The sequence below is a fragment of the Meiothermus cerbereus genome (assembly GCF_051297115.1).
Classification (GTDB): Bacteria; Deinococcota; Deinococci; order Deinococcales; family Thermaceae; genus Meiothermus; species Meiothermus cerbereus_A.
The window spans coordinates 1-14280 of record NZ_JBEVAL010000066.1 but is presented as its reverse complement, the minus strand read 5'-3'; the positions used below and the strand labels follow the sequence as shown (position 1 = coordinate 14280).

General features: G+C 64.3%; 16 protein-coding genes. 9 read left to right on the top strand and 7 right to left on the bottom strand.

Going from position 1 to position 14280, the window contains the following annotated elements:
• The first annotated feature begins 113 nt into the window (after window positions 1–113).
• From tsaE to ABWU19_RS11825, 3 genes are read left to right on the top strand one after another with little or no spacing between them, the layout of a single operon-like run.
• The gene (gene tsaE / locus ABWU19_RS11835; protein WP_435901885.1) at window positions 114–545 is read left to right on the top strand and encodes a tRNA (adenosine(37)-N6)-threonylcarbamoyltransferase complex ATPase subunit type 1 TsaE; all 432 of its coding nucleotides are present in this window, start codon (window positions 114–116) and stop codon (window positions 543–545) included.
• 8 nt (window positions 546–553) lie between these two features.
• The gene (locus ABWU19_RS11830) at window positions 554–745 is read left to right on the top strand and encodes a hypothetical protein (RefSeq protein ID WP_435901884.1); all 192 of its coding nucleotides are present in this window, start codon (window positions 554–556) and stop codon (window positions 743–745) included.
• Window positions 746–754: 9 nt separating this feature from the next.
• A complete protein-coding gene (locus ABWU19_RS11825; RefSeq protein WP_435901883.1) occupies window positions 755–2461 on the top strand; it encodes a glycoside hydrolase family 125 protein in 1707 nt (568 codons plus the stop codon).
• 111 nt (window positions 2462–2572) lie between these two features.
• On the opposite strand, the gene ABWU19_RS11820 is transcribed toward ABWU19_RS11825, so the two are convergent.
• The gene (locus ABWU19_RS11820; protein WP_435901882.1) at window positions 2573–3271 is read right to left on the bottom strand and encodes an intradiol ring-cleavage dioxygenase; all 699 of its coding nucleotides are present in this window, start codon (window positions 3269–3271) and stop codon (window positions 2573–2575) included.
• Window positions 3272–3530: 259 nt separating this feature from the next.
• Complete coding sequence (locus ABWU19_RS11815) at window positions 3531–3995, bottom strand: hypothetical protein (protein WP_435901881.1); 465 nt, start codon at window positions 3993–3995, stop codon at window positions 3531–3533.
• Between the two features lie 189 nt (window positions 3996–4184).
• Between ABWU19_RS11815 and ABWU19_RS11810 the strand changes: the two genes are divergently transcribed.
• From ABWU19_RS11810 to ABWU19_RS11790, 5 genes are all read left to right on the top strand, one after another.
• Window positions 4185–4433 (top strand): CopG family transcriptional regulator, encoded by a 249-nt coding sequence (locus tag ABWU19_RS11810; protein ID WP_435901880.1) that lies wholly within the window; start codon window positions 4185–4187, stop codon window positions 4431–4433.
• Window positions 4414–4812: a type II toxin-antitoxin system VapC family toxin gene (locus tag ABWU19_RS11805; RefSeq protein ID WP_435901879.1), complete on the top strand. Its 399-nt coding sequence runs from the start codon at window positions 4414–4416 to the stop codon at window positions 4810–4812. The genes ABWU19_RS11810 and ABWU19_RS11805 overlap by 20 nt, the downstream gene beginning before the upstream one ends.
• 197 nt (window positions 4813–5009) lie before the next feature.
• The gene (locus ABWU19_RS11800) at window positions 5010–5672 is read left to right on the top strand and encodes a response regulator transcription factor (RefSeq protein ID WP_435901886.1); all 663 of its coding nucleotides are present in this window, start codon (window positions 5010–5012) and stop codon (window positions 5670–5672) included.
• The gene (locus tag ABWU19_RS11795) at window positions 5669–7024 is read left to right on the top strand and encodes a HAMP domain-containing sensor histidine kinase (RefSeq protein WP_435901878.1); all 1356 of its coding nucleotides are present in this window, start codon (window positions 5669–5671) and stop codon (window positions 7022–7024) included. Before ABWU19_RS11800 ends, ABWU19_RS11795 begins: the two co-directional genes overlap by 4 nt.
• A gap of 196 nt (window positions 7025–7220) precedes the next feature.
• A complete protein-coding gene (locus ABWU19_RS11790) occupies window positions 7221–8462 on the top strand; it encodes an MFS transporter (RefSeq protein ID WP_435901877.1) in 1242 nt (413 codons plus the stop codon).
• A 194-nt stretch (window positions 8463–8656) separates the two neighbouring features.
• On the opposite strand, the gene ABWU19_RS11785 is transcribed toward ABWU19_RS11790, so the two are convergent.
• Window positions 8657–8896, bottom strand: a complete 240-nt coding sequence (locus ABWU19_RS11785; RefSeq protein WP_027877285.1) for a ferredoxin — start codon at window positions 8894–8896, stop codon at window positions 8657–8659.
• A 215-nt stretch (window positions 8897–9111) separates the two neighbouring features.
• On the opposite strand from ABWU19_RS11785, the gene ABWU19_RS11780 reads away from it, so the two are divergent.
• Entirely contained in the window at window positions 9112–10218 is a 1107-nt protein-coding gene (locus ABWU19_RS11780; RefSeq protein WP_435901876.1) for a [LysW]-lysine hydrolase, read from the top strand.
• Here the strand turns inward: ABWU19_RS11780 and ABWU19_RS11775 are convergent.
• From ABWU19_RS11775 to ABWU19_RS11760, 4 genes are all read right to left on the bottom strand, one after another.
• Window positions 10180–10647, bottom strand: a complete 468-nt coding sequence (locus tag ABWU19_RS11775; RefSeq protein WP_435901875.1) for a tRNA (cytidine(34)-2'-O)-methyltransferase — start codon at window positions 10645–10647, stop codon at window positions 10180–10182. The two genes, ABWU19_RS11780 and ABWU19_RS11775, sit on opposite strands and share 39 nt — an antisense overlap.
• Window positions 10648–10750: 103 nt before the next feature.
• The gene (locus ABWU19_RS11770) at window positions 10751–11854 is read right to left on the bottom strand and encodes a DUF58 domain-containing protein (RefSeq protein ID WP_435901874.1); all 1104 of its coding nucleotides are present in this window, start codon (window positions 11852–11854) and stop codon (window positions 10751–10753) included.
• An 8-nt stretch (window positions 11855–11862) separates the two neighbouring features.
• The gene (locus ABWU19_RS11765; protein ID WP_435901873.1) at window positions 11863–12792 is read right to left on the bottom strand and encodes an AAA family ATPase; all 930 of its coding nucleotides are present in this window, start codon (window positions 12790–12792) and stop codon (window positions 11863–11865) included.
• A complete protein-coding gene (locus ABWU19_RS11760; protein WP_435901872.1) occupies window positions 12789–14156 on the bottom strand; it encodes a DUF4129 domain-containing protein in 1368 nt (455 codons plus the stop codon). Before ABWU19_RS11760 ends, ABWU19_RS11765 begins: the two co-directional genes overlap by 4 nt.
• Window positions 14157–14280 lie beyond the last annotated feature (124 nt).

Sequence of the window (14280 nt, the reverse complement as noted above, 5' to 3'; positions counted from 1 at the left end):
TGGCCTTCGAGGCCCTAAGGTGGAAGGCTTTCCCTGTACGGAATTGCTGAGATGCACCCTACGCATTTCAAGCCGGCTGGTCTGCGTAAGGCCAACAGGGTAAGCTAGGAGGCGTGCTGCTGGAGCGCCTGGAGGACACCCGTTCGCTTGCTCAAAGGCTTGTGCGGGCCCTGCCCGAAGGGGCGCTGGTGCTGCTTACGGGGCCGATGGGTGTGGGCAAGACCACCCTGGTGCAATTCATCGCCCAGGCCCTGGGGTTCCAGGGCGAGGTCACCAGCCCCACCTACACCCTGATTCACGAGTACCCCACCCCAGAGGGCCTGGTGGTTCATATAGACGCCTACCGCATGGCCGACCAGGAGGAGCTATACCACCTGGGCCTGGAGGACTACCTGCCCGAGGCCCGCCTGGTGCTCATCGAATGGGGCAAGCCCGAGGTGTTTGGGGATAGCCTCGAGGTTCGCTTGAGCTGGGAGGGCGACCGCCGCCGCGCGGAGCTGATCGCGCACGGCAACTTTAACCTGCAGGCCCACCCAGAGCTTTAGCGACCCCCATGAACCGACCCCTTATTCGCACACTGGCCCGGCGCTACCGCGGGCACCTGCTTGGTTTTGCCGCTGGGGTGCTGGTGGGGGTGATGTTTGCCGACTGGCTGCGGGGTATTGTGACGGTGCTGTTTGTGCTCTTGGTATTGCTGGCACTGTACTGGGTGTGGGTCTATTTCGATAAGCTCAAAAAGCAGTGAGCTGCCGTTATGGAACTGATGACGCCTGCCCCCATCCTGGACACCCCTCCCGCGCACCTGCCCACCGGCAACCTCGAGGTGCACGTGGAAGCCAGCCCCCATGCCCCCTCCCTCACGCGCCTGGGGGTGGCCTCGCTGGCCCTCAATGGGCTGCTGGACTGGGTGGGGGAGCCCTTGCTGGAGGTGTCCGGCCAGGGCTGGCAGGCTTCGCGCCTGTCGGACTGGATTCCCATCTGGGAGAACGCCCACCTTACGGTTACGCTCTTAGCCCCCTACGGTGAGCGGGGGCTGGCGCTCAGGCTGGAGCCCAAACAAAGTGGCCCCCTTCAGGTAGCGGGCAACCTGGAGTACCTGGGTCTTAGGCGTTTTAGGGAAGAGAAGCTCGAGGCCGCTTTCCGCACCGGGCACGATGCCTGGACCGGCAGCTATGTGTTGGAAGCCCGCACTGATCGCACTCTGTTGGCGCTGGGCTGGCAGGCCGACCCTCCCCCTACCCGAATAGACTGGGGCCCCCAGTTTGTGCTGGAGTGGGCGCATGGCCCGGTCACGCTCTACCTGGGCCTGGCCCCCGAGGCCGACGGGGCCCGCACCACCGCCCTGCACCTGCGACGCGTGGGCTGGGAGGGCCTGCTGCGCAAGACCCTGCACAAGCTGGCCCTTCTGACCACCAACTACACAGGCCCCCTCTACGAGGTCTACCGGCGGCACCTCCTGTTCAGCTACTTCTACGCCCAGGCCGACACCCTGGAAGGCGAGCCGGTGCTGCTGACCTCGAGGAGCCCCCACTACTACGTCTCGGGGGCCTACTGGGCCCGCGACGCGCTTTTGTGGTTTTTCCCGGCCCTGCTCAAGGCCGACCGCAAGCGGGCCAGGGAGGTGCTCAAAGCGGCTTTCCGCCGCCAGGCCCGCTGGCCGGGGGAGCACGCGCAGTACCTGGCTGGGCCGCCCCTGTACCCCGGTTTTGAGCTCGACCAGGCTGCGGCTTATCCGCTGGCGCTGGCCCGCTACCTCGAGGCCACCGGCCCCAACCCTGAACTGGTGAACGAGCTGCGCGAGCCGCTGGAGGGGGTGCTGGCCCGGGTGGCCGAGGAGCGCCACCCCTCGCTGCCCCTCTACCGCACCTTCCTCTCCCCCACCGACGACCCGGTAAAAGAGCCCTACCTGACCTACGACAACGCCCTGTGGGCGGTGGCCCTGGAGCGCCTCTCGCCCTTCTGGCAGGGCGGTGAGGCACTGAAGCTCGAGGCCCGCGCCATCCGCGAGACCCTCTACCGCCAGGCCGAGCGCAACGGGCGCTTTGTCTTTAGCTTCGAGCCGGGGGGCGCCCACACCTTTTCCGACGAGCCTGCGGGCAGCCTGCTTTTGCTCCCCCACCTGGGCTTTTGCAGCCGCCAGGACCCCATCTGGCAGGCCACCGCGCTCTGGATTCTGGGAAACGACAACCCCCACCACTACAAAGGGCGCTTTCCCGGCGAAGGCTCGGCCCACTTTCCCTTTCCCTCGGGCTTTGCTTTAGCCAACCGGATTCTTTCGGGGTTGATGCGGCCTGCGGGCGACGCACTGATGGTGCTCGAGCAGGCCCCCCTCGACCAGGGCTACGCCCCCGAGTCCTTCGACCCCGAGACCGGCCAGGCCCGCACCGGGGTGGGGTTTGCCGCCCTGGCTGGTTTTATCGCCCATGCGCTTTCGGCGGGCAGTCGCTTGAACCCCGCCTGAATCGTTCCGCCTGAGGGCAGGTGAGCGCAGGATGATCTCTCGGGTTCCTTACTGCCCGCGCTTCAGATGGGGGCCCCAGAATGAGAACAAGTCAAGAGGATTTTTATCCGCTTAGAGGTTCAGGCCGATATCGAAGGTGGCCGCATACCCCGCCCCGCTGGGGGTCAGGTTGAGCAGGAGCTGGCTGCCGCCGTTGCGGTAGATGCCGTCGTTGGCGTTGCGGGTGCGGGTGCCCGCTTTTGCATAGGGCGGGTTGGCCAGGATGCGGTCGCTCAGGGCATCGTCGAAGAAGAGCTGGGAGGTGAAGTCGCGGTTCTGGTAGCGGATTTTGAAGTGGATGTGCACGGTGCGGCCCGGATACCAGCCAGGGTAGATGGTGGTGAACTCGGCCACCCCCTGGGCATTGGTGATCTGGTGGCCGCGCAGCCACTTCTGCCCCCGGGTGTCGGCAAAGCGATCCTGCACCCCAGAGTAGATACCCTGGGCATCACACTGCCAGATGTCCACCATAGACCCCGGCAACAAAGTGCATCCGCTGCTCGAGACCCTAGAGACCACAAAGCGCAACACCAGGGGAACCCCCGGCTTCACCACACCCGTGACCGGGTCGGGGCGGATGTCGGAGCGGTTAAGCTGGGTGTCCACAAAAAAAGGCCCCTCGGTCTGGGCCGGGCGCACAATGCAGGAGGGCAGCGCGTTCTGTGCGCTGGCCTTTGATCCGAAAAGCCCACCCACCCCCGCCAAGCCCAGGGCAGCCAGCACCTTGCGGCGGTTCAAAATGGTTCCAATCGGTTTATCGTCGTTATCCATACCAGCCTCCCGCTTGACCTACATTCTGGGCGCAAAAAGTGGTAAATGGGTTAGGAAGAAAGGTTTTCCAGTCTGAAGGCTGGGGATAAAAGAGGGGCGTGTGGTTGAGGGGTCAACCACACGCCCCGGTCGGCCTCGAGGGGTCTAAGTTGCGCCAGGGCAGATTGGCAAAACCAGCGGAATGAGTCAATGCATACCTGGCGCAATTCCTAAAAGCGAACTTTCGGTACGGCATCTTGCATTTCGCTTATGGAGACACTTAGCGCCACCACCCCCTGGGTCCCCGTCCATCGCGACCGGCCATCCCCATGCGCAGTTGCACGGGCTGGCTCAGGAAGGCCTTGGCTACAGCCTGGCTGCTGGCCTTGAGCGCGTTGGCCTGCTCGGTGGTGAGGCGCTGGGCCTGCACGGCCTGGTCGATGGCCTGGTTGCGGGCCGTCACCAGGGCGGCCTCGAGGGCTGCCGGGGTCTTACCGAGTTCGGTAGCCAGTTGGGCCAGGGTTTTGTTGCCCCCGCTCAAAACCGCCAGCTCGGCAGGGGTTACGCCCAGGAACTGGGCCGCGCTGAAATAGAGGTTACCGATCAGGCCCATGGGGGCTTTCATCATGCGCTGCATGGCCCTGGGCTGCATCGGCATGGGCTGGGGTGCTGGAGTCTGCTGGGCAAAGGCGCCCGCCACAGCCAGGCTCGAGGCCACCAACAGGGTTTTCATGGTTTTGTTCATACCTTCCTCCTTCGGCTGGAAAGCCTTTTTTGCTTTCCCACAAAGAAGTTTGCGGCAGGGCGGTTACAGCGCAGTTACGACACGCTGAGAGGGTTTCTCATGGGGGTTTGCGCCGGGCTGTTTTGGCCCATGTGCGGGCCGCCACGATTGAGACGATGTCATGTAATCTTATTTTGCTACCATTTAAGCATGGTCAGAACCCAGATACAGCTCGAGCAAGACCAGCTGCGCCGTATTCGCGAGTTGGCCCATCAGGAGGGTATCTCAATCGCTGAAGTCATCCGCAGAGCCGTAGATCAGATGCTTCAGGATACCGAGCAAGCACGCAGGTGGAAAAAAGAGCGTGCGCTCAGCGCTGTGGGGCGCTTCGCATCAGGCCTGCAGGACGTGAGCCAGGCCCACGATCGCTATCTGGAGGATGCTTTTGACCCTCGTTGATACCTCGGCAATCTATGCGCTGCTGGATCGGGACGACAGCAACCACCTGGCCGCCAGGGCCACGTGGGAACGGCTGCTGGAAGAGGACACCCCCCTGGTAACCCACCTTTATGTGGGGGTAGAGGCCGTAGCCCTTGCTCAGCGCCGGTTGGGTTTGGAGGCAGTGCGAGCACTGGAGGAACTCCTGGAGGTCGTAACCCTAAAGCCGGTAAGCCTTGCCCTGCATCAAAGGGCCCTGGCCACCCTGCTGGGGGCCGGTCGTCGGGAGGTAAGCCTGGTGGACTGGGTTAGCTTTCTGTTGATGCGGGAACTCGGCATTCGGCATGCCTTTGCCTTCGACCGCCACTTTGCGGAACAGGGTTTTGTTGTCCTGCCATAAGCGTATTTTGGAGCGCTCTGCACAATCATTGAGCCGCTCACAACTCGATTGCTTTGTATTGCACAGCACAGTTGCCTCCCGGATGTGAGGCAAGGTCTGTGAAGGGTGCGATAGGCCTGTTTGCCAGACAGACCCGCGCCCTGGGCGGCTGGCCCCCCCATAACCCGCCCGTAACCCCTAGAATGCAAGCTGTAACCATGCGGCTCTTGCTGGTCGAAGACGAGCCCAACATTGCCCGCCCCCTCAAGCGGGCCCTGGAGGCCCAGGGGCATCAGGTGCGCCATGCTTCCGATCTGACCGAAGCCCGCGAGCTTTTGGCCGAGGCCGAGCCCGACTTGATGATTCTGGACGTGCGCCTGCCGGAGTCGGAGGATGGGGGTTTTATCCTGGCCCGCGAGGCCCGCGCAGTCGGCTACAAAGGCCCTATTCTGTTCATGACCGCCCGCGATGCCCTGGCCGACCGGGTGATGGGTCTGGATGAAGGCGGCGACGACTATGTGGTCAAGCCCTTCGATCTGCCGGAGTTGCTGGCCCGGGTGCGGGCTTTGCTGCGCCGGGTGAGCGAGGTCAAGCAGAGCCGGGTGCAGTTGGGCCCCCTCGAGCTCGACCTGACCGACCGCAGCGTGCGCTGGGGGGGGCGGGCAGTGGAGCTCTCCCCCCGCGAGTACGCCCTCTTGGAGCGGCTGGCTCTGTTTCCGGGGCGGATCTATAGCCCAGAAGAGCTGCTCGACCTCATCTGGGGCGAGGAGGCCTCGGATGTGGGGGTGGTCAAGGTGTGCATCCATCACCTGCGCAACAAGCTGGACAGCAGTGTGGTGCGCACCGTGCCGGGGGGCTACCGGCTGGGGGTGGAGGCATGAGCCTGCGCCTGCGGCTGGCCCTGTTCATTGCCCTGGCCATTGCCCTGGCCTTGTTGGTGCAGGGTTTTTTGGGGTATGCCAGCTTCGAGCGCTTGCAGATGGGCAACCTCGAGCGCGAGCTGGATGCCTATCTGGGCCGCATTGCCCTGCAGCTCGAGGGCCGCCGGGGCCCCCCCCACCTCTTCCGGCGCGAGCGGAACAACGATGAGACCCCGTCTTCGGGTTTGATGCCAATGGAGCGCCTGCGCCTCGACAACATGCTTTCCTTCACCCTCCCCAACCCCGCCCCGGCAGGCAGCATCGCCCATGCCCGGCTGGTGCGGGAAGGGGTGGTGCTGCGGGAGTGGGGCCGTTTTCCCAGCGAAATCACCCCCTCGAACCGCCTCGAGGCCCGGCTCGAGCAAAACTGGCTCTACAAAAGCGTGCGCCTGGGCCCAAACATCTACCTGCAGGGGGCCCTCGAGGCCAGCCAGGTGCGGGCCAGCCTGGCCGGCTACCGGCAGACCGTGCTCTTTACCGCCCTGGTGGTGGCGCTCTTGGGCGCTGGGGTGGCCTGGCTGGTGAGCGGGCCAGCCCTGCGGCCCTTGCGCCACCTGCAGGAAGCCACCCGCCGGGTGGCCGACTCGGGCGACCTGAGCCTGCGGGTGCCCACCGAAGGCAGCGGCGAGCTGTTGCACCTGAGTCAGACCTTCAATCAGATGCTCGAGCGCCTTAACGCCTTCCGCCAGCGCGAGACCGAGTTCACCCGCAACGCCGCCCACGAGCTGCGCACCCCCCTCACCGCCTTGCGCCTGCAACTCGACACACAGCAGCAAGGGCTGGCCTCGCCCGAGGAAACCCTGGCCGTGGTGCGCGAGGAGGTCGAGCGGATGAGCCGCCTGAGCGAGTCGCTGCTGACCCTGGCGCGGGAAGGGCGGGGGCAGAAGGTGGGGCTGGATCTGGCCCAGCTGGCCCGCGAGGCAGCCAGCCAGGCTGGTGTGCCCTACCGGGGGCCCGAAACCCTGGAGCTGTCCGGCGACCCCTTCCTGCTGGCCCAGGCCCTGGAAAACCTTTTGAACAACGCGCAAAAGTACGCCCCCAAAGCAGCCGTGCAGGTCGAGCTCGAGACCACACCCGACCAAGCCTTCGCCATTCTGCGGGTGCGCGACGAGGGCCCCGGAATGCCGCCGGAGGTGCTAAAGCGGGCCACCGAGCCCTTCTATCGCGCACCTGGGGTGCGGGTGCCCGGCCATGGGCTGGGCCTCTCGGTGGTGGCCCAGGTGGCCCAGGCCCACCAGGGCAGGCTGGTGCTTTTGCCCAACCAGCCCCAGGGGCTTCGGGCCGAGCTGTGGGTCAGTCGGGCCGAGGGGTAGTTGCAGCTCGAGGGCGGGCCCGTGCAGCCCCCGAGGATTGCAGCCATCTCGAGCCCGACGTTCACTACCGGTATCTGTAACCCCGGCCAAGCAAGCAGTTTGCTGGCGGGGTGTGAAGGCCCTGCATTGGGATATATGCCGCTTTGCGGAAGCCCACCCTTTGCAAAACTGACCCGCCGGTCAATAATGAACTCTCGTGACACCGCCCAGGGGAGAGCCCCGTCGTTCACAAATTTTAGCCATCTGGGAGGGTGTGCTGGCCATCGTGTTCATCAACTGGAGCACCGGCATGGTCATGACCGGCTATGCGCTATGGCTGGGTGCGCCCCCCGTGGCCCTGGCCATTTTGGGCGCACTGCCCCTGGTAGGGCAGTTGGCCGCTCCCCTGGCTCTTTTTTTTCGTGGCAGCCGCAAGGATTTGAGCGTCAACCTCTCGGCTTTCGGGCGTGGCCTGTTTGTGCTGGTGCTGTTCGTACCCTTGATGCCCGAACCCTGGCGGATTCCAGGTGTATTGCTCATTGCGGCACTTTCACAGCTCATCGTAGCCCCGGTCAACGTACTGTGGACAAGCTGGATGGCCGACCTGGTGCCTGAAGAACAGCGGGGCCGCTATTTTGGTCTGCGCAATGGGTTGCTGGGTCTGGTGGGCACCCTGGGCAACCTGGCCGCCGGCGGCCTGATCGATGTGCTGGGCAAGCCTTGGGGCTTTTTATTGGCCCTGGGCATTGCCGTAGTTGCAGGGGTTAGCGCCACCGTCATTTTGCGCCAGCAATATGAACCGCCCCGCCAAAGCACGCCCCCCCGCTTGCTTGAGTTTGTCGAGCCACTCTCCGACCGGCGCTTCCGGGGGTTTCTGGGCTTTGTGGCCTTATTTTTGGGAGCGGTAAGTGTGGGTGGGCCGTTTGTGTTTCCGTTGTTCCTCGATTACGTGAAGATGACCTTCACCCAGGTGGGCCTCTGGACGGTGATTGCCGCGAGCTGTGGGCTGGTGCTAAGCCCCTTGTGGGGCCGCCTGGCCGACCGAATTGGGCACTGGCAGGTTTTGCTCTTTAGTAGCAGCGTAGCGGCGCTGGTGCTGCCCCCATTGTGGTTGGCCGGCGGGCCGGGCCGCCTCGAGACCATCTGGATGGCCGCGGTCTTCGACGCTGTGGCCTGGGGCGGGATCGGCACTGCCCTGACCAACGTGGCCCTGCAAAGCGCCTCGCCGGAAAAGCGCAACCTCTACCTGGCCTGGTACTGGATGGCCTTTGCCGTAGGGGGAATTCTGGGCTCCCTGCTGGGCGGGGCCCTGGGCAGCCTGCATCAGCAGCTCAAGCTATTTCCCAGCCCCTACCACCTGCCCATCCTGGCCTCGATGCTTTTGCGGGTAGTGGCGGTGTACTACCTGTGGTGGCGGATTCGCCGCGATAAAAAGCGGGCTGCGCTGGCTGGGCCATAGACCTTTAAATCCTATGCTTGCTGCGCTTGCCTAAGCAGCGCACACCCCTGGCAGTGCTGGGCGAAGAAAGCATTTCCCTTCCAAGGGGCAGTATTTGCCCTTTGCTATGCGGATAGCTTCGGTCGGGTTGGTTCGCCACCGTCGCTTAAAAAGAACAAACAGCCGCCCCTGGAGGCGACTGTTCGCTCTTGGTATTACTCGAGGCCCGCCAGCTTGCGGTTTTTGGCGATGTAGTCGTGCCATTGCTCGGGCACGTCTTCTTCGGGGTAGATGGCCGAGACCGGGCAGGCCGGCACGCAAGCACCGCAGTCGATGCACTCGTCGGGGTGGATGTAGAACTGGTCTCCGCCGTCGTAGATGCACTCAACCGGACAGACTTCGACACAGGACTTGTCCTTGGTGCCGATGCAGGGTTCAACAATCACATGGGGCATGGTTTCCTCCGTTGGTTGGGCTTGGGTTAAACAGACAAAGCCGCCAAACTGGTTCTTATTCTAAAGAATTTTGCGAGAAGTCAAGGGGCACTGCAACGCTTTCTCATGGGAAAGCCCGCAGCCTCCTCAAAAGTACCTTGCAGCAAAGGTGGGCCAGGCCCACAAAATGCTATGCTAACCTGGAGCGGACTAAAGCCGCTCTGAGAAGCTTTTTTATGGATAGTGGCATAAGTCTGGATCCTGTCGAGTTTTTGAAAGGCGCCCTCGAGATTCCTTCGGTTTCGGGGCAGGAGCGCGCAGTTGCGGCATACCTGGTCGAGGGCATGAAAAAGCTGGGCTATGCCAAGGCCTGGGTAGACGAAGCCGACAACGCTCGAGGCCAGATCGGCACGGGGCCGGTGCAGGTGGTGCTGCTGGGGCATATCGACACCGTGCCGGGGGTGGTTCCGGTGCGGCTCGAGGGCGAAAAGCTGTTTGGCCGGGGCTCGGTAGACGCCAAGGGACCGTTTGTGACCTTTGTGCTGGCTGCAGCCGGGCTTGCGCCCGAGGTCTTGCAAAAGCTAACCATCCATGTGGTGGGTGCTACTGAAGAAGAGGTGCCCAGTTCTAAAGGGGCGCGCTATGTGGTGGATAAGCTCAAGCCCCATTATGTGGTGATTGGGGAGCCCTCGAGCTGGCAGGGCATCACCCTAGGCTACAAGGGCCGCCTGCTGGTGCGGGTTCGGCGCGAGAAGGACAGCTTCCACTCGGCCCACCACGAGCCCAACGCCGCCGAGGAACTCATCAGCTACTTTGTAAGCATCAAGGCCTGGGCCGAGGCCATTAACGGCGGCCAGGGGCCTTTTAACCAGGTGCAGTACAACCTGCGTGACTTTAAAATCGAGCATCCCGATACCCGCCAGCTGGCCGAGATGAAGTTCGACCTGCGCCTGCCCCCCCGTCTTTCGGTTGAAGAGGCCATCCGCCATCTTTCGGCCTACGCCCCGCCCATCCTCGACCTCGACTTTTCTGGGCGTGAGGTGCCTTATGTGGGCCCCAAGGACACCCCCCTCACCCGCGCCCTGCGCATCGGCATCCGGCAGGCCGGAGGCCAGCCGGTGTTCAAGTACAAAACCGGCACCTCCGACATGAATGTGGTGGCCCCCCACTGGAAAGTGCCTATGGTGGCCTACGGGCCGGGCGACTCCACCCTCGACCATACCCCCAACGAGCACCTGGAAATCCCGGAGTTTTTGAAGTCCATCGAGGCCTTACGGGCAGCCCTGACCCACCTGGCCAAGACGTCAGATGCCGTGACCAGCCCCCCACCCCACCTGTCGTAAGGCCTCGTACAACCCCACGCCCACCGCCACCGCCAGGTTGAGCGAGCGTCCGCCCCTACCGGGCATGGGGATGGTTACCCCAGGAAAACGTTCCAGCACCTCCGGCGGCAAGCCCCGGCTTTCCGGGCCAAAAAGCAGGTAATCACCCGCGCGGTACTGCACCTCGGTGTACAGCTGCGGCACCTTGCTGCTAAAGGCCCAGACCCGGCCACCTTGGGGCAGGGTTTCCAGAAAAGCCTGCCAGGAGTCGTGCAGGATGTAATCCACCTCGGACCAGTAGTCCAGTCCGGCCCGCTTGAGTTTGGGGCTGCCCCACTGAAAGCCCAGCGGACGAACCAGGTGCAGTTCGACCCCGGTAGCCGCGCAGGTGCGGGCAATATTACCGGCGTTCTGGGGTATTTCGGGTTGATACAGCACCACCTTAAACATAGCCCGAATATATCGCACCATCGCGGGTTGGGACTGCCCCGGCAGGCCGCACCCTGTTCCCCCCCTCCGACCGCCTCCTGGCGGATTTGCTCGAGCTATAGGGTCAGCTTCCCCACTCCAGAACGCTCTGGTTGCCGCGCAGAATATGCACCTGCACGCCCTCTGCCACCAGATAGGCCCGCTTCTGCAAAAGCCGCTGCACCCCATCGCTCAGGCCAAACACCCTGCGCCCCCTCTCCCCCGGCCACAGAAAATAACCCTCTGGTAAAGCCACCAGGTGCACCTGGGCCGAGCGGGCCCTGGCGTGTAGCGCACCCTCCAGCACCTTCCCGGAGGCCAGCATGGTCAGCAGAATCAGGTTGGTGCCGGGGTCGGGTGTGGGCACGGGCGTGGGGTCTGGCTGGGGCTGGGCGCGGCCCAGCTCGGCCAGCAGCCGCTGCTCGTGCACAGGGCCAAAACCCACCGGCAGGGTGCGGTCTCCCAGCGATAGCCCCACCGCCAGCCCATCTTCGCAGGCCGCCCGCAGCAGACTGGCCGCCAGGCTGGTGGCGTGCTCGAGGTAGACCGCACCCGTCCTGCCCACCCCCTGCAAGTCCAGGTGTAACCAGACCGTACTGCCCTTGACCCGCTCAAACTCCCGCATCATCGGCTGGGCCTGCCGGGCGGTAGCCTTCCAGTGCAGGTGACGAAGGGAGTCGCCAGGGACGTAGGCCCGCACGCCCACGAACCGGGTGGCGTCCTCCATCCCCCCCACCGCAGGGTGCCCATCGGCCAGCAAGGTGCGCCGGAGGTTGGGCAGCAAAACCGGGTGTATGGCCGGGTATACCACCACCGCGCCACGCTCCAGACGGACTTCTACCTCCCGCTCGAGCGCCCCCAGCACATCGCGCACAAACAGCCGCACCGCCGGCAGGGCATGCTCCCCCCGACGCCGGGCCAGCAGTGCGATGGCTTGTTCTAGACGCCATTCTCCCCACACCAGGGCCCGCCCGCCCCAGGCCAGCACCCCCAGCGGGGCCGAGCCTTCCCCTTCCACCCGGACGTACAGAGGAACCCAGCTCTGGAGCACAAGCTGGAGCTGGGCTTCGGCCCTCTGGCCCGAAAACAGGAAAGGCTTAGAGGCCACAACAGCACAGCGCGCCCGCGCCCAGCGCGGCCCCAGCACCAGCAAAGCCGCAAGGAACAGCGGCAGCAACCAAGGCCACATGGGTTCGCTCAAACCTCCACCGGAACCGGGATGTGCTGCTTGATTTCCTCCAAGATCTGCTCGGCTTTGGCCCCCTCGAGCCGGGCCTCGTAGTGCAGCAGCAGGCGGTGGGCCAGCACCGGCACAACCGCACTTTGAATATCGTCCGGCAAGACAAAATCGCGCCCAGCCAGGGCGGCTTTGGCCTGGGCAAAGCGCTGCAAAGCCAGGGCGGCTCTGGGGCTGGCCCCCAGCAAGACCTGGGGTGCTTGCCGTGTGGCCTGGACGATGGCCAGCAGGTAGTCCTCGAGGTCGGGCTCGAGGTGTACCCGGCGAACCTGCTGTTGCAGCGCCACAATCTCCTCTGCGCTGCTAAGGGGTTGCAGGGCCTCTTCCAGGCTGGCCTCCCTCAGGCGGCGCAAAATCTCCCGCTCGGCTTCGGGTTCGGGATATTGCAGGCGCAGCCGACACATAAAGCGGTCGAGCTGGGCCTCGGGCAGACGGTAGGTGCCCTCCTGTTCGATGGGGTTTTGCGTGGCAATCACCCAGAAGGGCCGGGGCAGGGGGTGGGTCTCGCCCTCCAGGGTGACCTGGCCTTCCTGCATGGCCTCAAGCAGGGCCGACTGGGTCTTGGGCGTGGCGCGGTTCAGCTCGTCGGCCAGCAGCACCCCGGTAAAGATAGGCCCCGGACGAAAACGAAACTCGCCGTTGTGGTAGATATAAACCCCGGTCAGGTCGCTGGGCAGCAGGTCGGGGGTCATCTGCACCCGGCGGTACGGCAGGCCCAGGCTGCGGGCCAGCACCCGTGCCAGGGTGGTTTTGCCCGTTCCCGGTACATCCTCCAGCAGCAGGTGTCCTCCGGCCAGGAGCGCGGCCAGGGCTTCTTGAATGACCTCTGCTTTGCCCACAATGGCCTGTTCGATCTGTTGATTAATACGCCGGTACCAGGTTGCAATCATGGGGGTGGAAACCTCCGGGGTATCTCCTCGGCCAGCTGTCGGGCTTCCAGGGCGTGTTGGGGCAGCCGCCTTCCCCCATAGCGCACCTGCTGGTAGAGCTCGAGCAGCCGCGACAACATGGCCTTTACCTGAGGCTGGCGGGCCGAAACCTCTTCCACGTAGCGGGCTGGGCTCACCGAAGGAGGCCTGGGCAGACCCAGTTGGCGCATGCGCTGCTCGAAAGTCCAGTAGGCCTGGCGGATGGGGTCGGTTGGGGCCAGGCGGGGTGTTCGGGGCTGACCTGGGAGGGGTGGGGTAGGAAGCTCGCCCGCCTCGGTTTGCCGCAAGCGCCACACCCCGTACAGCAGGCCCAGCAGCAAAAAGAAGCCCCCCAAGGCCATCAAGAAAGCCAGCAAATAGCCGGTCTCGGTAAAGCCAGGGGGCACCGCGCGCTCCTGCCATTCCAGCAGAGGGGCGGTCGGGCGCTCGAGCCCGCCCGGCGAGGCAAACCCACCCCCCTGGCTGCTGCCCCTAAGGCCCGCCAGCAGCAAAACCCAGGTAAGGGCCACCGCCAGCACCGGCAGCACAAAGGAGCCCCGAACCGCCCCACCCCTGGCCCGGTGGCCCCAAAAGGCCGCAACCAGCACCAGGGCCAGAATCAGCAACATGGCAAGCTGCAACCCCTCCAGGGCGCGGTTCAAGAGCGGCAGCCAGGGCTTTAGGGGCGAGCCCGCAGGTTGCACCCAGCGCACCGCCGGCCCGGAGGCCCCCGGGGCTTCTGGCAGGGCAGGGGCTACGGGCAACTCGAGGGGTCGGCTCTGCTCGATAAGGTCTGGAAAGCCCGGCCAGTTTAGCTGCACAAACCCAAGCCCGAGGAAAAAAAGAGCACCGCTTAGCCCCAAGGCCAAAAGCCCCGCAGGGCGCCAGCAAAACCTGCGTCCCAGGCTCTGGGCCAGCAAAAACTCCCGCACCAGACCCCAGGCCAGATGCAAACCCAAAAGCAAAGCCAGCACCAGCCCCGAGGGGTACAGCAGCAAGAGGCCCAACCCCGGCCCCACAGCCCAGCGCTCCTGCCGCTGAAACCTGCCCACCATCAGGCCAAAAACCCACAGCAGAAAGGTGGTTTGGAACCAGTAGGGCCAGGCCGCTTCCCAGGAAGCCAGGGGGGTGAGCAGGTGCACCAGGCCGGGAAAAGCAGCGAACCACAAAAAGCCATCGCGGTAGCGGCTGCACCACAAAAGCACAAACAGCCCCATGCCCAACAGCAGCCCCAGGCGCAGCTCTGGTTCAGCCACGCCCAGCAAAATGCCCCCCGCGGTAGCCGCCAGCACCCAGTGCGGTTGCGCCGCAATCGCTCTGGTCTGTTCAGAAACAAAAAAATGCATAAGAACTTAGCAAACCAAGACCTGTGTGACTACAAATCCCTTGGTGCTTCATTCTAGCCGACATTCCGCACCCCTCCACCCATGCCTTAGGATTTTGGGATGGAAACCACACCCAACCTACAGG